At 42.3% G+C, this 22,106-nt stretch carries 16 protein-coding genes; 5 read left to right on the top strand and 11 right to left on the bottom strand.

Features of this window, described 5'->3' with window-relative positions; genetic code table 11:
• Positions 1-34 precede the first annotated feature (34 nt).
• Positions 35-472, bottom strand: a complete 438-nt coding sequence (locus V7K32_RS17105) for a CAAD domain-containing protein (protein WP_334995026.1) — start codon at positions 470-472, stop codon at positions 35-37.
• Positions 473-1,551: 1,079 nt separating this feature from the next.
• On the opposite strand from V7K32_RS17105, the gene V7K32_RS17100 reads away from it, so the two are divergent.
• Positions 1,552-3,225: a sensor histidine kinase gene (locus V7K32_RS17100; protein ID WP_334995025.1), complete on the top strand. Its 1,674-nt coding sequence runs from the start codon at positions 1,552-1,554 to the stop codon at positions 3,223-3,225.
• 132 nt (positions 3,226-3,357) lie between these two features.
• Here V7K32_RS17100 and V7K32_RS17095 read toward each other — a convergent pair whose 3' ends face one another.
• From V7K32_RS17095 to V7K32_RS17080, 4 genes are all read right to left on the bottom strand, one after another.
• A complete protein-coding gene (locus tag V7K32_RS17095; RefSeq protein WP_334995024.1) occupies positions 3,358-4,059 on the bottom strand; it encodes a carbonic anhydrase in 702 nt (233 codons plus the stop codon).
• Positions 4,060-4,087: 28 nt separating this feature from the next.
• Positions 4,088-4,399: a P-II family nitrogen regulator gene (locus V7K32_RS17090; protein WP_334995023.1), complete on the bottom strand. Its 312-nt coding sequence runs from the start codon at positions 4,397-4,399 to the stop codon at positions 4,088-4,090.
• Between the two features lie 4 nt (positions 4,400-4,403).
• Positions 4,404-5,372 carry a sodium-dependent bicarbonate transport family permease gene (locus V7K32_RS17085; protein WP_334995022.1) on the bottom strand — a complete coding sequence of 323 codons (969 nt, stop codon included), beginning with the start codon at positions 5,370-5,372 and terminating at the stop codon, positions 4,404-4,406.
• Between the two features lie 374 nt (positions 5,373-5,746).
• The gene (locus tag V7K32_RS17080; protein WP_334995021.1) at positions 5,747-7,816 is read right to left on the bottom strand and encodes a multicopper oxidase family protein; all 2,070 of its coding nucleotides are present in this window, start codon (positions 7,814-7,816) and stop codon (positions 5,747-5,749) included.
• Positions 7,817-8,328: 512 nt separating this feature from the next.
• On the opposite strand from V7K32_RS17080, the gene pcrA reads away from it, so the two are divergent.
• On the top strand, positions 8,329-10,653 hold the full coding sequence (gene pcrA, locus V7K32_RS17075; RefSeq protein ID WP_334995020.1) for a DNA helicase PcrA: 2,325 nt from the start codon (positions 8,329-8,331) through the stop codon (positions 10,651-10,653).
• Between the two features lie 983 nt (positions 10,654-11,636).
• On the opposite strand, the gene V7K32_RS17070 is transcribed toward pcrA, so the two are convergent.
• The 5 genes from V7K32_RS17070 to V7K32_RS17050 form a co-directional block, all read right to left on the bottom strand.
• Positions 11,637-11,930 carry an antibiotic biosynthesis monooxygenase family protein gene (locus V7K32_RS17070; protein WP_334995019.1) on the bottom strand — a complete coding sequence of 98 codons (294 nt, stop codon included), beginning with the start codon at positions 11,928-11,930 and terminating at the stop codon, positions 11,637-11,639.
• Positions 11,931-12,162: 232 nt separating this feature from the next.
• The gene (locus tag V7K32_RS17065) at positions 12,163-12,465 is read right to left on the bottom strand and encodes a type II toxin-antitoxin system RelE/ParE family toxin (protein WP_334995018.1); all 303 of its coding nucleotides are present in this window, start codon (positions 12,463-12,465) and stop codon (positions 12,163-12,165) included.
• A complete protein-coding gene (locus V7K32_RS17060) occupies positions 12,465-12,731 on the bottom strand; it encodes a ribbon-helix-helix domain-containing protein (RefSeq protein ID WP_334995017.1) in 267 nt (88 codons plus the stop codon). Before V7K32_RS17060 ends, V7K32_RS17065 begins: the two co-directional genes overlap by 1 nt.
• Before the next feature lie 34 nt (positions 12,732-12,765).
• Positions 12,766-14,112 (bottom strand): MATE family efflux transporter, encoded by a 1,347-nt coding sequence (locus V7K32_RS17055; protein ID WP_334995016.1) that lies wholly within the window; start codon positions 14,110-14,112, stop codon positions 12,766-12,768.
• A gap of 312 nt (positions 14,113-14,424) precedes the next feature.
• Positions 14,425-15,342, bottom strand: coding sequence for a metallophosphoesterase family protein (locus tag V7K32_RS17050; RefSeq protein ID WP_334995015.1), 918 nt, complete (start codon positions 15,340-15,342; stop codon positions 14,425-14,427).
• A 135-nt stretch (positions 15,343-15,477) separates the two neighbouring features.
• Here V7K32_RS17050 and V7K32_RS17045 point away from each other — a divergent pair, with 135 nt between their 5' ends.
• Positions 15,478-16,332 carry a hypothetical protein gene (locus V7K32_RS17045; protein WP_334995014.1) on the top strand — a complete coding sequence of 285 codons (855 nt, stop codon included), beginning with the start codon at positions 15,478-15,480 and terminating at the stop codon, positions 16,330-16,332.
• 154 nt (positions 16,333-16,486) lie between these two features.
• Entirely contained in the window at positions 16,487-17,320 is an 834-nt protein-coding gene (locus V7K32_RS17040) for an ATP-grasp domain-containing protein (protein WP_334995013.1), read from the top strand.
• A 46-nt stretch (positions 17,321-17,366) separates the two neighbouring features.
• Here the strand turns inward: V7K32_RS17040 and V7K32_RS17035 are convergent, their stop codons facing one another.
• Positions 17,367-18,038 (bottom strand): hypothetical protein, encoded by a 672-nt coding sequence (locus V7K32_RS17035; protein ID WP_442938760.1) that lies wholly within the window; start codon positions 18,036-18,038, stop codon positions 17,367-17,369.
• Between the two features lie 94 nt (positions 18,039-18,132).
• Between V7K32_RS17035 and cobN the strand changes: the two genes are divergently transcribed.
• Positions 18,133-22,104 (top strand): cobaltochelatase subunit CobN, encoded by a 3,972-nt coding sequence (cobN, locus tag V7K32_RS17030; RefSeq protein WP_334995012.1) that lies wholly within the window; start codon positions 18,133-18,135, stop codon positions 22,102-22,104.
• Positions 22,105-22,106: the final 2 nt, after the last annotated feature.

Raw genomic sequence — 22,106 nt, 5'->3', positions numbered from 1 at the left:
AGAGAAGGGTCACATAGAGAAGCGATAATCACTATTAAGCTTCTGGAATTTGTTGACCAACCACTTGTGATTTAAGAGTGGTGATTTCAGTATTTAACTCTTTCCTGGTTGAGGCTTTGAGTAAATAGCGGTAAACAAACCAAGCAGAGTAACCAATACCGATTAACTCAAAAGTAGGTGCTACCAAGGGGATATCATTCAAAGCATCTAATATTGCCAAGAGTACTTTAACCCCAAGAATTCCTCCCACAATTAAACCAACATTGATCAGGGGTTGCTTATATTGATTAAAGAAGCTTCCCAGATATTCTGGCAATGTTGCTAAAAAGCTAGAAATTTGCTCACCATATTTTTGCCATTCATCTTGAGACTGTGCGGGAGGCTGGAGTTTGGTGATGCTTCCTGTTTGGCTGTTGATCTCTGCCACTGTAGTCTCTTTGGATGCGGTTTCGGTAAATTCTTGTTCTGGCATTTTCACTCCTATAAATTTGACAGTTGAGTTTTTCTAATCTGGATAATTACAACCAAAAGGGTGTTGATTAGGTAATGCACTTGTGCATTAGTACAATTGCGTAAAGGACACAAAAGGGTTTTAGTGTCCTATAACTATAATTGCCCCATAATATCTACTGCATCAACTACAAGGTAGACACTCAGGATGAGGATAGAACTAAGAAAGCAGCAGAATTTCTTCCGATCGCCTTTCTGAGTTCTTTTTTTGAATCAACTGGAATCCTCAGATTGTAATTATCCCATTGCGTGTCATTCGCTCATAATCGTACTAAATTTAAGTACAAATCTCGCAAAAATTAGCCCACCTCTCATTTATATAAGCCTAAAACTCGATTTTAGCCGATATTAAAGCTATCTTAAGCCGTGTCCGTCAATTAACGCATTCGTATTGATATTAATACGGAATAAAAATTTTTGTGTGCTTACACAGACTAGACTTTTAAGCTATTTTATGATACTTATGTTTTGGAGATAAGGGAGCAGACGGAGCTGGCGTTGTAGGGGGGAAAATTAATAACCAATGCCCACTTGCCCTGAGCGAACGCGAGTGCATCTCTAAGAGTTGCCCAAAGGATGCCCCATGCTCAACGAATATCAAAGCTTTTGTTTTTTTCCTGATTGTATTAATTTTATAACGAAGCAGTTAAGGTAGAGTAGTGCCATAGCTGATGGCACTACTCATTGTTATCAACCGCATATTGAGGAAAGTGTTGTGGTAAGAAGAAGAGAGTCTCAGATAAATCTTTAGTACAGGGAATTATTTGTTGCTGCTGAAAAAAGTGAATTGGATTCGCTCCCAGTAAGTATACTTAGCAGGCTTGCTATCAAAACTACTAATACTATATAAGGATATGTTAATTATATAGTAAGTAACGATTTGCTATTGCTATAAAAGAAGATAATGTAAATGTTAATCACCAATTAAAGTGTTTGCACAAGCTAAACTGATTTGGTGATTTTTGCGGGAAGGCAAAGAGTCTTAAGACATGCCTTCCTCAAAAGCCAACCCCTATCGACAGCAGTTCAGAAAGCAAAAAAGTGTCAGCCGAAGAGCCATCGACAGACGAACTCCCGACAATAGAATTTCCCTCACGAGGGAAACTCAAAGCCAGTTCCTGGCGCATCCATCAAAAAATTGGCTATGGGTACTTTGTAGCGATCGGAATTGGCTTTTTTGGCTCGCTGACTGGGTTAGTGATCGCCAATTACTACCGGGGAAGGGAAGTTAGGCAATTCAATCAAGCCTATGAACAAGGGCAACTACTGAGTAATTATAAAGATGCAGTAATCGGGGCGCAATTACATAGCTCTAACTTAGTTGCTGTATTGGAAAATTCACAACAGCTACAAAGTAAAAAAGCCGATTTTCTGAATAATGTTGAAAAAGCCAAGCAACTAGAGTCAAAAATTGGCGTATTTATCGACAGTAAACCTAAAAGACTAGCCGCAACAAGTTCGACTTTACAAACGTTATTGCAGGATTACAAGACTAATTTAAAAGCTTACGTTGACCAAATCGAGGCAGTCTTACAGAAAATTGACTCCCAAAAAGTGCAGGCTCAGCAGATTTCTTCTGCCCGCTCGCAGTTATTGGCAATTATGCGTGGTGATACAGCCATGCAGCTAGATCAGCTTTCTGAAAGCTTGACTAATATCCTGCAAACCGCCGAAGAACAAGAGCAAGAAAGGCAAAAAGCCGTTGAGCAGGCAAAAATAGTTGAGCGATTCATCGTGATTATAAGTATGCTGGTTTCGGTGGCGATCGCAGCCATTGTAGCTTGGCGTACCAGTCGAGCGATCGCTGAACCAGTTATCACTGTCACCCAAGTAGCTGAACAAGTTGCAAGAAAATCTAATTTCGATTTGCGAGCGCCCGTCACCACTGAAGATGAAATTGGCCTACTCGCCAAATCTCTAAATCGTCTGATTGAGCGAGTATCAGAGCGAACAAAAGAACTACAACAAGCTAAAGAACTAGCCGAAGCTGCTAGCAAGGCAAAAAGCGTATTTTTGGCCAATGTCAGCCACGAATTACGCACACCATTAAATGCTGTCATTGGCTTGAGCCAACTTTTAGAAGACGACGCTACCGATCTTGGTTTATCGGCAGACTTTATCACAGACTTAGAAACAATTAACGCTGCTGGTAAGCATCTACTGCACTTGATTAACGAAATCCTCGACTTGTCAAAAATTGAAGCGGGGAAAATGACTCTTTATCCTGAGACATTCGAGATTGCGACGCTGATTCATAATGTTGTTCTTACAGTCAAACCAGCTATAGAAAAAAATGCCAATGTTTTAGAAGTGCATTTTGATGAACAACTTGCCATGATGTACGCCGATCAAACTAGGATGCGCCAGGTGTTGTTAAACTTACTAAGCAACGCCAGTAAATTCACCACAAACGGCAAGGTGACGCTGACAGTCAACAGAGAAAAGGATGAATTTCGGCCGGAGGCTCCTTTGGGCATGATTACTTTCACTGTTACTGATACAGGCATAGGTATGTCTCAAGGTCAACAGCAGCAGTTATTTCAACCTTTTACCCAAGGAGATACTTCGACTACGAAAAAATATGGAGGTACGGGACTGGGGTTAGCAATTAGCCGCCACTTTTGTCAGATGATGGGTGGTGAGATTATTGTCAAAAGTCAGCCGGGAGTCGGTTCTACTTTCACCATTCGTCTACCAATGACTGTGCAAGATTGAATGGGGCATTGGGCATTAGGCATTGGGCATTGGGCATTGGTTATTAATTCCTCTCCCCCAGCCTCCCCAGCCTCCCCAGCCTCCCCAGCCTCCCCAGCCTCCCCAGCCTCCCCAGCCTCCTAATCACTCCAACTAAGTAATAATAGTCACCCTCCCTGTATCCAAATCATAACGACCCCCGACAATTTTCAATTTGCCCGATCGCACCTGCTCAGTTAAAAGTTGCGATCGCTTCAATCGTTCAATTTGATGTTGCACATTTGCCACCACAGCATTCTCAACCGCGTCACCCGGCTGACTCTTGACCTTTTCTACTGCTGGCTTAATTGCCTTCACAAAAGTACTAATATCACCGAGTAACGATTTGTTTTGGACGGCGGCGGTTACAGCCCCGCAACGCTCATGCCCCATCACCATCAATAGCGGAGAGGCTAACAAGACAACCGCATATTCAATACTACCGATCGCTTCAGGCGTAGCGATATTTCCGGCAATCCGAACATCAAAAATGTCTCCAATGCCTTGATCGAAAACAATTTCTGCGGGGACTCGTGAATCCGCACAACTAAGAATAGTGGCAAATGGATGTTGAGCTTGAGCAACTTCTTGCAACCGCAGTGCCGATTGATCGGGGTATTGGGGTTGATGCTGAATAAATCGCTGATTCCCTTCCATCAGCTTTTGCAATGCGGCATCGGGACTGAGGGATTCCGGGGAAGTTGAGGGTATTTCGGCAGCTTTAGCCTGTTCTACCCGCCAAAGTAAATCGCTGGCGGATAGCATCATCCCAAACGCCCCCGTCATTCCTAACTTCAAAAAGTCACGACGTTCCATAAAATGCTTCATTGAATTTATAACTTTTTTAAATTGACGCTACACATCTTACAGAGCGAATTTCCATCACATCGGAAACGTAGCAAGTACCTCCGAACTTATTAAGAAGTGGTTTGATATTTTCGACAACACGCTTGAGTTCTTCTGGCATACAAAACGCGAGGATGTAAACATTATCCAGCATGGTCATGTCTAAATCTTCTGTCGTCCCTTGTAATCCTTTACCAGCAACATTTCGGATTACTGCATGGTTATGTACACCAGACTTGTCTAAATTATCTAAAATTTTGGCAAGCTCAAAAGAGTTAGCGATAATTTCTATCTTTTTAACTACGTGCATATTATTACCTCCAAAATAGGTTAATTCCGTAGAGATATAACGGAATTCCCACAATAATATTGAACGGAAATGTCACCGCTAAAGCGGTTGAAACATAAAGACTAGGATTTGCTTCGGGAACAGTCATTCGCATCGCTGCTGGGACAGCAATGTAAGAAGCGCTGGCACACAATACGGCGAATAAAAGTGAATTTCCCGGAGGCATACCGATCAATTTGGCAATTAGCAACCCAATGCCTGCATTGAGTATTGGAATTAGTATGGCAAATAAAATCAAGAAAACTCCGGTTTTTTGCAAGTCTTTAATTCTTCTCGCAGCCACTAGTCCCATATCAAGTAAAAAGAAGGTGAGAACTCCATAAAACAACCCTTGAGTAAAGGGTTCTAATACTTTCCAACCCCGTTCTCCTGTTAAGACACCTATAAATAGACTACCGACTAATAGAAAGACTGAACTATTAAGAAATGCTTCTTGCAAAACTTCCGGCCACGAAAACTCTCGCTTGCCATCGGCGGTGAATATATTCACCAAAATTAGACCAACTATAATTGCTGGAGATTCCATCAGGGCGAGGGCTGCCACCATGTAACCATCAAAAGCAATGCCAAGCTCAGTTAAAAAAGCGCTCGCTGTGATAAAGGTGACGGCACTAATAGAGCCGTAGGTTGCAGCGATCGCCGCTGCATCGTAAGTATCCAATTTCCACTTTAGGATAAAAAAGGTGTAAATTGGAACAACACAAGCCATCATCATTGCTGCCGCGAGTGTTAGAATTACTTCTTGAGTTACACCGCTTTTGATTAGTTCTACTCCCCCTTTAAAACCAATCGCCATCAGCAGATACAACGAAAACAGTTTGGGTACTGGTGCAGGAATTTCTAGATCAGACTTGACAAAAACAGCAGTCATGCCTAAAAAGAAAAACAGGATTGGCGGATTCAAAATGTTGGATACAATTAAGCTAAGATCCATATCCACCCTTCCTTGTATTGTTTAAACTTGAAATTAAATAAATTTTTCATCTTTAAAAACTTAACTGTTGAATCATGATGTATTGTCTGTAGTTACCCTCTGTCAATTGGGTACTCAAGGAGTAAATTGTCCTATTGGTGACAATACTTATTGGTTAGGTGTTAAACGGCGCTGAGAACAAAAAAAGTAAGAGCGTGACCAAAGTTTTTTGATGTTATATTCCCCGTCGCTGATCTTACGACAGAAAGTGTCAGAAGAACTCGCGATCGACCTATTTAGCGTAGAAAAAATTAACGTATTTTAGGGGCAATTCATGAATTACCCCTACGGAAAATTAAGGCTTTCGCTACCTTTTTACGTAAGTCGTGTAAGTTTTACATTTTCATACCCATACCACCCATGCCGTCATCCATCAAATCCAAAACTTCAGGGGGAACGACGACGAAGGGACGCATCATATCGTGGTCTTCATGCTCTAGAACATGGCAGTGGTACATATAGCGCCCACTGTAGCCATTAAAACGGGCAACGATGGACACAGACTCTTCTGGATTAACGCGGATTGTGTCTTTAAATCCCTGCTCATTAGCGTCGGGAGAGAAGGGCGCATCTATCAGCGCGATTGGCTGATTGGGTTGAGTATATCCGCAGCCCTCCACATAGCCTTTGATTTCGTATTTCTGCCGATCTAGTGCTTGGAACTCTACCAAATGTACGTGAATTGGGTGAGTATCACCAGTCAAGTTAAGAAAGTTCCAAACTTCCCAAGTATCATAGGGAACTTGGATGTTAACAGTGTCGTGGAAGTGCATTGCTACTGTCCGATACCAAGTAGTTTCCTTAATTGGACCATTGGGAGTCTGTTGATTTTGAGGTATAGGCGTTTGAATTGCAATTAAGGGCAAGCCTGTAGCATTTGCGGTGTTTTCGTCATTAGTCACCTCTTCTAACTCTCTAAAGAGCAAGGTGCCTATTGGAAACTCAGTCAGAGCAATCCAACGATGATTATGTTTGCCAAAGACCAGTTCCTTGCGTCCTTTTGCGTCACCTGGATTATGGACGTAACGGGCAAAATTTGGGTCAAGTAGCGTTGTCTGGTCGAGTGCAGAGGCGATCGCATCCTCATCTGGTTTGACATCAAAGCGCAAGACATGGACAAATGGTAGACGATGGTCATCACTAGATGTCCCCGCCGGATCTGGAGGAATTGGATTACCCTGCGGGTCATCGCCAGGAGAAGTAACTGTTGTACCGTTATAAGGCGCAAAGGCAGTGTTTACAAATGCCAATTTTTTGTTTGAAAACCCAGTGAAATCGATCACCAAGTCTGCACGTTCAGCAGGTGCAAGGAGTAAACCAATGTCTGGAAGCTTGACGGGAAAATCTAAAAGACCGCCATCTGTGCCAATTTGATAGATTGGCACAAATGGCGTAAGGTCTTCGCCATAGCTAATTTTGCCGTCAACCTCTATAACCTCTACTAATCGTAAGCAGTAAGCGCGGGCGTTAGAGGCATTGAGCAGACGTAGACGCACTGGGCGATCGCCCACTGAACAGCGTGGCCAGAGTTTGCCGTTAACAAGGGTGTACGGTCCGAACATCTCAGCAGTGCTTTTTTCAGTTTTGTGCAACAGGTCGCCTGTCAATCGTCCAGCATCATCGGTGTCGAAGTTGCGATCCTGAATCACCAAACATAACTCGTCTTTCTCACTAGGTAGTACTTTATTTTTGACGAGAGCATCCTCGATTTCGTCACGAATGATCCAAAAGCCAAACAATCCAGCATAGACGTTGAAGCGGGTAATGCCGATCGCATGATCATGATACCAAAGTGCTGTACTCCTCTGGTTATTCTCATAAGTAGCTCGCTGGGATTGCTCGTACAGGGCTACATTTTCAGTCCAGCCATCACTATCGGCAGCAGTCCGACCGCCGTGGAGGTGGGTGACAGTGGTGGCATGAAGGCGGGGTGTTGACTTTGTGATAGCTTTGTCTACACCTGGAGAATTTTGGGGGATTGGATCGTTGTCCTTTGGGTCTGGGCAAACGGCAACCTGATACGGTAGCAAGGTATCTTTGCTAATGTTGTTGTGCCAGTTAATATGCACAACCTGTCCTTGATTGACTACGAACGTGGGTCCTGGAACAGTGCCATCATAAGCCCAAGCGTTGGTAAAGCCCAGTTGTGTGGAGAAACGAACACGGCTAGACTTGAGGGTGACTTTTCGGTAGACTACCTCACCAAACTCCCGCAGATCGTGGATGGGAGGAGCAGGCAAATCGTCTTGGTAGGGAAGCAGTTCTTCAGGTAGAGGTCGGGGAGTTTTGCCAATCTCCTCTGCAAAAGATTTTTCGTCGTTCATATCTGAGCAGAATTGCTCCTGTATGCCAGTTGAAGGATTAGGAGCGTTGTGTAGGATATTGTTGTGGTTTTCCATGTTCATGAAAATTATTAAAAAAGTACTGAAGCTGTGTTAAAAACACAACCATGTCATTGCAAAATGCATCACTTGGTTAAACTCGCAGTGACACATAAAATTTTTTCCATCTAAACCACATCCATTTTGAGAACCATAGTTTTTAAAAGTAGTGGGAGCATCTTGCTCCCATCTAGTAGCTCCAGGTTTCAACATGGACGAGGTTTATTTACTCTATTTCCTTCAAAGGAAGAAAGAGTGTTTTCGCAAATTTCAATAAGATCCGTGGCAGGAAAGATTGTTTGATGATATTTATATACCATTTACACGCCAGAAAGCAGCAGTCTTGTTAGCGATTGCTTTTGAATGCACTCTAAATTCCTATTTTGAGCTACACAATCTTTATTAGCCCAAATTTAAAATCCAAAATTCTTTGACCAACTTTCGTTAAGATATTGTAACCTGGACAATAGTGACTCTGTATTGGTGTGACACCAGGCGTAGGCGTAACCCGTCGTAGACATCGCTTTTTCACATCCATGACAACAACAATTGATTTTCTCAGTCACCTTAACCCTAGTCAACGTCAAGCTGTCGAACACTACTGCGGCCCGTTGCTAGTTGTTGCTGGCGCAGGTTCCGGCAAAACACGAGCGCTGACCTATCGCATTGCCAATCTAATTCTGAAACACCGGGTTGATCCAGAAAATATCCTGGCGGTTACTTTTACTAACAAAGCCGCGCGGGAGATGAAAGACCGGATTCAACGGCTGTTTGCTGAACAACTGGCAATGAAACAACACGGTAAGCGTTTTGATTTGTTGACGGAATACGAACAAACGCTACTGCGATCGCAAGTTTACAAAAACACGATCAAAAATTTGTGGTGTGGCACTTTCCACAGTCTATTTTCTCGCATTCTCCGTTTTGATATTGAAAAATATGTAGATGAAAAAGGACGGCGGTGGAATCGCAATTTTTCTATTTTTGATGAATCAGATGTGATGACTCTGATTAAAGAAATCGTTAATAAACAGCTAAATTTAGACGATAAAAAATTTGATGCTCGTTCTGTTCGCTACGCTATTAGTAACGCTAAAAACCAAGGTTTATCGCCCCAAGAATTTGAGCAAGAGCAACCTAATTATCGCGGACGGGTAATTGCCCAAGTCTATAATTTATATCAAGATAAGTTAGCAGAAAATAACGCCCTCGATTTTGACGATTTAATTCTAGTACCAACTAGATTATTTCAGCAAAACGAGCAAGTATTAGGTTATTGGCATCGCAAATTTTGCCATATCCTTGTAGATGAATATCAAGATACTAATCGGACTCAGTATCAACTTATTAATTTATTAGTTACTAATGCTGAAACCAAAAAGAGCGAATGGGAATGGGAAAATCGCTCAGTTTTCGTTGTTGGCGATGCAGATCAATCAATTTACAGCTTTCGGATGGCAGATTTTACCATCTTGCTAGGATTTCAGGAAGACTTTGGTGATGGTTTAGTAGATGATGATACCCGAACGATGGTTAAGTTAGAAGAAAACTATCGTTCTTGTGAAAATATTTTGCAAGCGGCTAATGAACTGATTGAAAATAACACCCAACGGATTGATAAAATCCTGAAACCGACGCGGGGTCCGGGTGAGCAGATTACTTGTCATAAAGCCGATGAAGAACTTGCAGAAGCGGCATTTGTAATCGGTCAGATTAGCACTTTAAAAAACCAAAATTCCGAGTTGGACTGGGGTAGTTTTGCGATACTTTATCGGACGAATGCCCAATCTCGACCCTTTGAAGAATTGTTGGTGAAATATCAAATTCCTTACACAGTTGTAGGAGGAATGAGATTTTACGATCGCAAAGAAATTAAAGATGTGATCGCATATTTAAGAGCGATCGCTAACCCATCTGATACAGTCAGTTTATTACGAGTCATCAATACTCCCCGGCGAGGAGTTGGCAAAACCACCATTGATGCTTTGATGAACGCCTCCCAACAATTAGGGACAACCTTGTGGGAAATACTCAGCGATGAGACATCAGTTAATACATTAGCTGGACGAGCGACAAAAGCTGTAAATAACTTTGCCACAATGATTAGCCGTTGGCAAGCACAAATCGGTACGCTTCCTGTGACTGAGGTTTTGCAAGGAATATTAGAAGATTCTGGTTACGTTCAAGACTTGATGAGTCAAGGCACAGATGAAGCCACAGATCGGGTACAAAACGTCCAGGAACTTTACAACGCTGCATTGCAATTTCAAGAAGAAAACGAAGAGGTTTCCCTCCAAGATTTTCTCAGTAGTGCCGCCCTCAGTTCCGATTTGGATAACTTAAAAGAAGGACAGACAGCCGTTTCTCTGATGACTTTGCACGCTTCCAAAGGTTTGGAATTTCCCGTAGTATTTTTAGTGGGATTAGAACAAGGGCTATTTCCTGGCTACCGTTCGTTGGGCGATCCGGCATCTTTGGAAGAAGAACGCCGCCTGTGTTATGTGGGCATTACTCGCGCCCAAGAAAGGTTGTATTTATCACACGCGCGGGAACGGCGTTTGTATGGCTCTCGTGAACCTGCCATGCGATCGCAATTTCTCGACGAATTGCCAGAAGAATTATTAACTACTCAACGCCTGAGTCGTCAAACGTATACTAAAAGTGCCTCTACTTCTAGTAGTAAGCAAGACACGAAGCAGAATTGGCAAGTAGGTGATAGAGTATTACATAAAACTTTTGGAATTGGTGAAATTACTCATGTTTTCGGAACAGGTAGTAAAATGTCTGTGGCAATTAAATTTGCCAGCTTGGGACAAAAAATTGTTGATCCAAGAGTAGCGCAGTTGCAAAGAGTAGAGTGATACCAATACGGTTCGGTTAAGAATATTTGTAGCGACTGTTTTAAAAGTTAAGCGTAGGCGTAGCCCGCACCTTTGTACTTGATCGCGGTGCGGCAAAGTTTGAAGTACTCCAACACGACTTCGGAGTACCTCAAAACGATTTTCAAGTACTTCAACATGACTTCGGAGTACCTCAAAACGATTTTCAAGTACTTCAACACGATTTTGGAGTACTTCAAAACGATTTTCAAGTACTTCAACACGACTTCGGAGTACCTCAACACGATTTTCAAGTACCTCAACACGACTTCGGAGTACCTCAAGACGATTTTCAAGTACCTCAACATGGCTTCGAGGTATCTGTTGCTTAGTTGCTTAGGGACTTCCAAATAAAAAAATATACAACTATTTATTGTGGGGTGGGCGACACGAGAGCCCATAGTCAAACGCGCTCATGTTGCCCACCCCACAAGATTGGATAATTTATTTCTTGGAAGTCCTTTATAGCGGTTCCCATTCAGATGCGGTACAACATTACATTACCAGGTGTAGGGGGGCACCGCAGTGCCCATTGGTGTCAACAATCAGGGAAAATCTGCTTTGAAAAGAGGTTTTGCCCTCATCCTCTAACCCCTTCTCCCAATTTGGGATTCGGGGAACTGGAGAATTTGCTCCCCTCTCCCAATTTTTGGGAGAGGGGTTGGGGGTGAGGGCAAAACATCGATTGCTTGCCAATCCTAGCTTCTACGTTAAGTTTACACCAATGGTTCCTCAACCCAATCTAAGTAGGTAGGCAAGATAAAACCAAACTATGTAACGAAAAGTAAAATCTCTGTATTTGGCTCGTAGTTGCCCTTTAGCGCTAAAGGGCAACTACGAGCTAGTGATAATTATTTGCGCCCACTTACTTATATTGGAGTTATTTTTTGGACTTAACCAAACCGTATTGGGAGTGATACACCCGCAGATCCCCGACTTCTTTGAGAAGTCGGGGATCTTATTTTTCATATTTTTATTTCTTCAAAGTGTTCAACAGTGGGAAATGGATCATAAAAATGATGCAGAAGTTTTTTCCACTCTTGATACTCAGCAGAATTTCTAAATCCTATAGTATGAGATTCTAAAGTTTCCCATCTAACAAGTAATAAGTATTTGCCTTGGACTTCTATACATTTATGCAATTCATGGGATAAATATCCATCTATTGAGGAAATAATTTTAGAAGCTTTTTTGAAAGCAGCTTCAAAATCTGATTCTAGACGAGGTTTAACATGAAGTATAACTGCCTCAAGAATCATAAAGTTTTGCGGTGATAATTAAGCTAATGTTAACGTTTAGAGTTGGATTTTCAGACAACTCTAAGAAGATGAATGAACAAGTATTGGGCGAATAGAATTCGCTACTACACAAACTCTCGTCTTCCTCCGTGGACTAATACAAAATCAGAGGTTCTTAACCCACTCCTGTAAACGCGGTTTCCAACTGGCAAGGTTAGTAATAAATTAGACTTGTTCATTCATCCTCTAAAATCTACTCATCGTCCACATCTGCAAATATAGAGTTTAAATCCCGATAACCGCTAACTACCCGCACAATCACAATACTATCTTCAAAAACTCGATAAAAAATAATGTAGCTATCTAAGGGTATTCCTCTAAGCCTGGGGTCAAACTTGGCGTAACTTCGTCCTATATTCGGGAATTGAGCTATGTTTTGGCATTTCTTATTAAATTCTCGAATAAATCTTGACCCAGCGTTGATATTGCGAACTAAAAAATAATCCAAAATCTCATCTAAATCTTGACTTGCTTCCTTGGCAATAGAGTATTGCATTATCCTTGAGTCTCACGCGCTTGACGTAATTTCTCCTCTAGTCGCGCCATGACCACTTCACCATCTACTACATCTCCACGTTCAATAGAAGTAAGCCCAGCAGCTAGTTTTTTCTGGGTTGATTCTTCCCATTCCTGATAACCATTCTCCCATTCTTCCAGCAGTTTCAGTGCTTTAACAATCACATCTTCAGCATTTTCATACCTACCTGTAGCAATTCGGGTTTGTATAAATTGCTCGTATTCTACTTTAAGTTGGATGTTCATAATTTTTACCCCTAGTTAATTTAAACTTTGTTTATCAGTGGTTAGTTGTTTTGTTGCTAAACCGCCAAGTCATAGTTATTGCAGCGATCGCTAAACCAATAGCCAATCCCCACCAAAGACCAATCGCTCCATACCCCGACCAGATTCCAAAAGTATAACCAGTGAATAAACCAACACACCAATAAGCAAAAATACCAATCAACATCGGAATTCGAGTGTCTTTTAATCCGCGTAATGCTGCGCCCGCAGTAACTTGCACACCGTCAACTATTTGAAAAATCGCTGCCACTCCCAGCAATTTCACTGCCAGGGCAACTACATCTGCATTGTTTGGATTGTTAATGTCAATATAAAGAGAAATAATCGACTTTGGCACTAACCACAATGTAATGCCTATTACACCCATAGATAGAGCTGCAATGGCAATGCCTACATATCCAGCCAGACGAGTACCAAGCAAATCATTTTGTCCAACTAACTGCCCAACACGTACTGTTGTCGCTAAAGAAATGCCTAGTGCAAGCTGGAATGATATCGAAATTGTTTGTAAAGCAATTTGATGGGCAGCAAGAGCGTTTGTTCCTAACTGTCCTATTATGAAAGTAACAACGGTGAACAGTCCCGCTTCGACCGCAATCAGCCCCCCAATGGGCAATCCAACCTGAAAAATCTCGCCAATGATTTGGCGATGTTCTAGGGGAAAAGCTTTTTTAGATGAAGGTCGAAAAATACCGTAAACTGCAAAGCGAGGCTGATTACATATATAAATCAAAGCAACAAACATACTCCAAAGTGAGAGTGTGCTTCCCCAACCGATACCAGCTAAACCCAGCGCCGGAAATCCCAGTTTGCCAAACATCAGCATATAGTTAGCTGTGACGTTGAGCAAAGTACCCAAAACCACAGTCACGATCACTAATTGCGGTTGCAATAGAGCAGAAAGAAAGCTTTTAAGGACTCCAAAGCCTAAAGCAGGAATAAAACCCAGTGCGATCGCTCTTAAAAAAATCTCTGCTAGTGCTACTGTCTTAGCATCTTGCCCTAGTAGAAGTAGTAAAGCACCTCCATTGTAAAGCAGCAATGTAATTGGTATTCCTATTACTAAAGATATCCCTAGTCCCAGGCGAACAATTGTGCCAACTTTTTCTCTATTTCCGGCCCCGTATGCTTGAGCAGCTAACGGACTGACAGCAGAAACGATACCAGTAACTATCAACAGACAAAAACTAAATATAGTAACTCCCAATGCTCCAGATGCAATAGTCTGACTTCCCAACCAGCCCATCATTACCGTATCCACAAAACCAGTTGCTCCTTGAGCCAGTTGTGCTGCTGCTAAAGGTACGGCTAACGCGAGACATTTTTTAATTTCAGAAAACATACGCTTATAACCCACATTCCGCACTTCAAAATGTATTATCTATCTTTTCAATAAAAATTCCTAATAATGTTCAAATTATTAAGTATTAATATTGAATACCATTGGCGATTTATGTTGTTGATTTAACCATTTTTTTCCACCTATGGGAAATCTACGCATATTACACGATGAAGTGCGGAAAGTCGGTTATAACCCGATGTAACGCATTCCCCACGGATGAATCCAGGGGCTAAAAGCCCCCCTGACTATCACATATTTGGCTTATTTTGGTTCTCAAGGTAATGTTTTAGTTGCTCAACTGTAGTCATGTAACTAAGCTGATTTTAATTGAATAATGCCTTTATCAAAAACGCGATTATCAGTAGCGATCGCACTTACTTCTATTCTATCTTTATACACCTCATAAGAGGCAAAACTTAAATCACTCGTAGAATACTTTGTCCACTCAGAACGCCCTACAGGACGATTGCCAGCACCTGCGCCACAAATTAAATAAGTTGTACCATCAATAGCACGAGTGCGTTCATAATTGTGTTCGTGACCATTGATGTAAAGTTGAACGCCGTATTTTTGAAAGAGAGGAGTGAAAGTTTTAATAAAATCTGGATTACTCCCATACTGTCCCGATGAATAAATGGGATGATGACCAAATACAACTTTCCAAGGAGCATTACTAAGACTTAATTCTTTTTCTAACCAAGTTAGCTGGTTTTTCCAATCAGCATTACTATTAGTATCTAAAGCGAAAAATTGTACTTGATTACGTTTAAATGTATAGTAACGTCCCTTCATATTAAAGCCAGCATACTTGACTTGTGGATCGCCATTTTCAGTCCGAATATCGTGATTACCTAAACAAGCCTGAAATTTCACACCAAGCTTGAGCAAAGCTTGATAAGGACGCTCAAAAACTTCGCCAATTTTTTCAATTTCGCCGTTGTTGTAAATGTTGTCTCCAGCTAAAACAACTAAATCATAAGGATTTCGCTTGTGATATGCGTTCATTGCTCCAGCCACAGCATACTGTCCTTTAGCCCCAGTCCCCGTATCAGCTACAGACACAAAACGTAATAACAAGTCTTTTTTAGCTGGGTTGGCGGCTATAGCTGTTGTTGAATCAGTAATATCAGCAGTTTGATGATTTTGACGAGCTAACATCCAGCCTAAAAATCCTGCACCAATGGCGCTGAGGCTACTTAAAAATAAAAATTGACGGCGTTTTAGGTTCATAACTCACCAAATTTAACAAATAGTCAGATTAGCTGAAGCAATGTGCAATGTAGTGATACATTAAGGCAAAAGAAGGCAGCACCAGTAATAATGTACTTTGTTTGTCTTTGATTCGCTGCTTTTGGTGAAAGTTCCATGTCACAAGACAATCAGTCAAAACCGACGGATAAGCAAGTAACTCAACCTCCCCAAAAACCTTACCAGAGAGTTCAGCCATTTTGGAAGGCTAAAATTATCCAACTTCTTCAAGGGACAATTGGGGTTTTAGAAGTCACCGTGGAGAAACTGGAAACAGCACCCCCACCTGGTACTGTGGAAAAACCCAGTTTTTTGCAGCAGTTTCAGTTGTGGTGGGGTGGACTGTTAAGGACAATCCGTTTGTTTTTACCATCAAATTTGTCAACAAAGTTATCAGATACAGCAATGACTGGAATTGTTACTGGAATTGCTGTAATTCTGCTTTGGACAACTGCGAGTGTTTTTACTGGTAAACCTACTGAAATCGCAACAGTTCCACCCGTTGAAGAAGTTCCTGCACCAACACCGACACCAACCATAACTACTCCCCCTGAGTCAGTTGCACCCGAACCACAGCCGCCACAGCCACCGCCAGAAGTACAAACTCCGCCACCAACGCCGGAACCAGAACCAATTCCCACGCCAACGCCAGCCATAGAATTAACACCAGAACAAGCCTTGATTGCGGCTATTGAAAATCAGGTAGCCGAAATTAGCGATCGCATTGCCTCTGGTCTGATAAAGTCAATTCAAGCCAACTTCCGCACCAGCAATCTTACAGTCAAAATTAGTGACGATTGGTACACTCTCAAAGAATCTCAGCAGGACAAACTAGCTGCTGAAATATTACAACGCTCTCAAGAACTTGATTTTACCCATTTAGAAATTATCGACTCCCAAAATAGGCTGATAGCGCGTAGCCCAGTTGTTGGTACTGATATAGTAATTTTTAAACGGCAAACTGCAAGTTAAAATAATTCGTAATACTTCGGCTTACCTCGGCAACGCTTGGCACAAGTCGCTCAGTACAAGTTCGTAATATTTCGGCTTACCTCGGCAACGCTTGGCATAAGTTGCTCAATACAAGTTCCTAATTCGTAATTTTGACATTTCACTTCAAGTAATTATGTTAGATAATGTTTCGCTATTGCTCCAAGCTTGTGAAAACTTAAACATCAGCTATGAAATTATTCAACCTGCTGAAAACTTAATCAAAATTAAACTCAATAATAAACACCATTATTTTTGTAACTATAGTACTCCCTTAATTAATCAAGCAGTAGCAAAAATTATAAAAGACAAGGAATACACTTACCATATTTTAAAGCAAAAGGTTAAACTTCCTCGGACAGTAGGTTTTCTTTCCCCTTTTTGCGATCTCCAGTATAAAAATTATTTAAAATTTCCAAGTTTTCCAGATATTATAGTAGAAATAAAAGATAAATTTGAAACACCTGTTATTGTTAAAAGAAATTCTGGTTCTAGTGGACATAACGTGTTTTTATGCCAAAATACAGATGAAATTGAAACTGCTTTAAAAGAGATTTTTAATATAAATTATAAAAAGTATGATTACGTTGCGATCGCTCAAGAATTTATTCAAATAAAATCTGAATATAGAGCGGTTTTCTTAAATAAAGAGTTACTTTTGCTGTATGAAAAAGATATAAGTAATGCAGAGTTTGCAGGGAATCTCAGCCCTCTGCACTGGAATGGTGCAAAAGCAAAGTATATCAACGATCCACAGATATTGTCAGATATTGCTAATTTTGCTAAACCAATTCTTGAAGAATTAGACCTTGATTATGGTGGTTTAGATATAGTCTTAGATCGAGATAACCAATATTGGTTAATTGAAATCAATTCTCACCCAAATTATACTATTTTCAGTAGAGACAATGGAGAGGAACATGTGTTAAGAATTTTTGAAAAAATGCTAATTAGCCTAGCCTCAAAATAAAAAATTTAGGGGAGCATCCCGTCAGGTGCAAAAACCTTGATAGCCCTCATCCCCTTCTGTATAATTCCAGAAACTCACGCACTTGTGTAATTGCTGTTGCCATAATTACTGGCAAATCCAGGCTTTTGCGGATCTGCGTTGTTACCTGATTTAACAACCGTTCTTGGGAAATCTGTTTTTTTAAGACATCTTCCACTGAGTCAGAGATATAAACTGTCGGCGCAGTTGAGCTTAGAGGTGCTATTATTTCTTGGTTTGGCTGAGTTAGGAGATATTCTAATAACAACAGTGAGAACTGACTTTGGAGCGTGGCATCATTAGGGCGAATAATTTGGCGATAGCCTTCGAGATTTTTGTAAGTAGAGGAATCACACTCAAACAAGTCTCTCAATTCGTAGACAAATGTTGCGATCGCCTCTAAATTAAATGTCAAACTAGCATTGAGTGCTAAGTCCTGAGTGGGTACTTGTTCCCCCTCATCCCGCTCCCCCTGCCCTAAGTTTCCTACCAACAGCGCACTAAACTGCTCAGAAACCACCAACGTAAACCTTTGCCTTTGCCATTCCCCAGGTATGCAAATCCGCATTAACACAGCTTGTGTCAGTATCAGAGCGGCACTTCCCACCGTTTGAGCCATCTGTTCTAACAATTCCCCAAGCTGATTAAATACAACAATAGGCAAGGTTCGAGAAAAGCTCAAATTAGGAGAACTAAGCATTTTAAATCATTACTGGTAAGAGGGGGCTGAATGGAGGGAAAAAGTTTGTTTTGATTATGCAATAACCAATAGTTTAAGACGGTAATACAGCATTATGCATCGTACAAGTAGCATATCGGGTGGATGGAATCAGTCAGAGGGTTTAATTTTTATAGAACAAACTCCAGCGCCTTTCGTGTTGATTACGGCTGCTGATACCGACATTCAAACTTTGGCAGTTGCGGTGACAAAATTACCTACAAGCTTTCCGGGATTAAGAGTCGCCAATGTCTTGCAGTTACAGCAACAGTTAACCATAGATACTTATGGTGAGCAAGTTTTGGAACTTGCCCAAGTAATTATTTTGCGCCTGTTAGGAGGACGTTCCTACTGGAGTTATGGTTTAGAAGTAGTGCAAGAAATTGTGCAACGTAATGGTAGAACCCTTATTGTAATGCCAGGGGACGACGCTTTTGATCCCGACTTAATTTCTCAGTCTACCGTACCTGTGAATATTGTTAATCAAGTATGGCAGTATTTCAGCGAAGGCGGCGTAGAAAATTTCGTCAATGCTCTGCAATTTATCTCCGACAGTTGCTTGTCAACTACATACAATCCGCCGTTACCCCGTCCAGTTGGGCGTGTGGGATTGTATGAATGGGGAGTGGGGACTCGGGAGCGGGGAGTAGGGGATGAGGAAGCAGGGGAGGCAGGGGAGGCAGGGGAGGCAGGGGAGGCAGGGGGAGAAAGAATAACTAATGCCCAATGCCCAATACCCACTTGCCCTGAGCGAAGCCGAAGCGATGCCCAATGCCCCATGCCAAAAATTGGCATCCTTTTCTACCGCGCTCATTATTTAGCGGGAAATACCAAGGTAATTGATGCTTTATGCGAAGCTTTGGTACAAAAAAATTTACAACCAGTGCCAGTGTTTGTTTCTTCATTGCGTGAACCGGATGTGCAAGTTGAGTTGAGTGAATTTTTTCAACCCAAAGATGCGGATTCAATAGCTGTGCTGCTAAATACCACCAGTTTTTCTCTAGCACGGTTAGAAAGCGAAACACCCCAAACTGAACTATGGGAAAAATTAGATGTGCCTGTATTGCAAGTAATCCTCAGTGGCGGATCAATTGAGCAGTGGGAGTCACAGTTTCAAGGGCTTTCTCCCCGCGATATTGGGATGAATGTGGCGCTACCAGAAGTAGATGGGCGGATTATTACTCGTGCTGTATCTTTTAAAGCCGTACAAACTCGTAATCCGCATCTAGAGACAGATGTAGTAATTTATGAACCAGTTAGCGATCGCATTGAGTTTGTTGCTAACCTAGCAGCAAATTGGGCGCGTCTGCGTTCCAAACCCCCCCAAGAACGGCGAATAGCCCTAATTTTGGCAAACTACCCCAACCGCAATGGCCGCCTCGCCAATGGTGTAGGACTCGACACCCCAGCTAGTTGTGTAGAAATCCTGCAAGCTTTACATCAGGCTGGGTATGAAGTAGAAAATCCACCGGCTCAAGGAGATGAGTTGATTCAACGCTTGACAGATGGCGTAACCAATGATCCAGAAGGTCAAGAATGGCTTCCAGTATACCAAAGTGTTTCTTGGCAAGAGTATCAAAAGTATTTCGCTTCATTACCGCCAGCAGTTCAGCAAGGTATCACTCAACGGTGGGATAAACCAATTTTAGATTCAATCCAAAATCCAAGTTGCGCTGGAAGCGCACCTTTGGTGCGACCTAAAATTCAAAATTGGGCTGTTCCTGGAATTCAACTCGGCAACGTTTTTGTGGGAATTCAGCCAGCAAGGGGTTATGATAATGACCCCAGTTTGAATTATCATGCACCGGATTTAGAACCAACCCATGCTTATTTAGCTTTCTATTATTGGGTAAGAGAATGTTTTGGTGCTGATGCTGTAGTTCATGTAGGGAAACACGGAAATCTAGAATGGCTACCCGGCAAAAGTGTGGCTTTATCTAGTAATTGTTATCCAGAAGTGGCTTTCGGCGCACTTCCCCACTTATACCCGTTTATTGTGAATGATCCTGGGGAAGGTTCCCAAGCTAAACGTCGCGCTCAAGCGGTGATTATAGATCATCTCACCCCGCCGATGACTCGTGCGGAACTCTACGGTTCTTTGCAACAATTAGAAAATTTAATTGATGAATATTATGAAGCCGATAGTTTAGATCCTTCGCGTTTACCAGTTATTCGCGATCGCATCCACGAATTGGTAATCAAAGAAAATCTCCATTTAGATTTAGGAATCCAAAATGAAACAGAAATTTTTAATTCTGAATCTTTAATCTTGAATTCCATCGGTGGCTATCTATGTGAATTGAAAGAAGCCCAAATCCGCGATGGTTTGCATATTTTTGGGCAATGTCCCCAAGGAAGGCAATTGAGGGATTTAATAGTAGCGATCGCTCGCATCCCCAATCGCCATTCTTCAGGTATCACCCGCGCCATAGCTCAACATTGGGGACTAGATTTCGACCCCCTCACAGCCGATTTGTCAATGCCTAGCGGTGAATACTCAATCGTCAATGGCACAGAATGCCGTACCCTTGGTGATATCGTCGAAGTCCTAGAAGAACACGCCGCCCTCCTAGTAGAACAACTTATAACTCCTAACTCCCCACTCCCAACTCCCAACTCCCCACTCCCCATTGTCCTTAACTGGATACGCGATCGCCTCCTTCCCGCCTTACAACAAACCCCCCAAGAAATCACTCACTTATTACATGGACTCGATGGCGGTTACGTCCCAAGCGCCCCATCTGGCGCACCCACACGCGGCCGCCCGGAAGTTCTACCAACAGGGAGAAACTTTTATTCTGTCGATATTCGCGCCATTCCCACAGAAACAGCTTGGGATATCGGCAGAAAAGCCGCCGAAACCCTGGTAGAATATTACACTCAAGAACATGGTGAGTACCCCAAAACACTAGGTTTGTCATTGTGGGGAACAGCCACCATGAGAACAGGCGGTGATGATATAGCCGAAGCCTTAGCTTTACTAGGAGTCCAACCAGTCTGGGATGGTGCAGCGCGGCGAGTAGTGGATTTTGAAATTTTGCCCCTAGCGATTTTGGGGCGTCCTCGTGTAGATGTTACCTTGCGAATTTCGGGATTCTTCCGGGATGCTTTTCCTAACTTAATTGACTTATTCGCTCAAGCAGTGTCAGCAGTAGCAGACTTAGATGAACCGCCAGAACAAAATCCCCTCGCCGATGCAGTTCGCCAAGAAACTGATTTGTGGACAAGCCAAGGATTAACTTTAGAACAAGCCGTGGTGCGATCGCGCTATCGCATCTTTGGTTCTCGCCCAGGTGCTTACGGCGCAGGACTCCAAGGTTTAATCGAATCGCAAAACTGGGCAGATGACGAAGATTTAGCCCGCGCCTACATCAACTGGAGTTCTTACGCCTACTCATCGGGAGCAGAAGCAGGGGGAGCAGGGGGAGCAGGGGGAGCAGGGGGAGATATTGCTCCCATTACTCCCTCATCCCCCGAAGCCTTCAAGCAACGCTTATCCCAAATGCAAGTTGTCCTACATAATCAAGACAACCGTGAACACGACTTACTAGATTCTGATGATTATTACCAATTTCAGGGCGGCTTAACTGCGGCGGTGCGTTCTCTACAGGGGAAAAATCCCGAAACTTATTTTGGTGATAATTCCATACCCGCTAAACCACGAGTCCGCCAACTCAAAGAAGAAATCGCCCGGGTGTATCGTTCTCGCGTAGTTAATCCCAAGTGGATTGCAGGAGTCATGCGCCACGGATATAAAGGAGCCTTTGAAATGGCGGCGACGGTAGATTTTTTATTCGCCTACGATGCAACAGCTAAATGTGTCGAAGATTATATGTATCAAGGCATAGTAGAAGCTTACTTGCTCGATCCGGTAGTCTCGGAATTTATTCAAGAAAAGAACCCTTATGCACTGCGTGATATTGCAGAAAAATTATTAGAAGCACACAAGCGCAATTTGTGGGAGGATGTAAATATAGGAACATTAGAAGCTTTGAGGAACCTAGTACATCAAGCTGAAGCAGTGATCGAAGAAAAATCAATGGTGTAGGA

It is taken from the genome of Nostoc sp. (genome assembly GCF_036917635.1).
Taxonomy (GTDB): Bacteria; Cyanobacteriota; Cyanobacteriia; order Cyanobacteriales; family Nostocaceae; genus Nostoc.
This window is presented reverse-complemented; position numbering and strand designations above follow the sequence as displayed.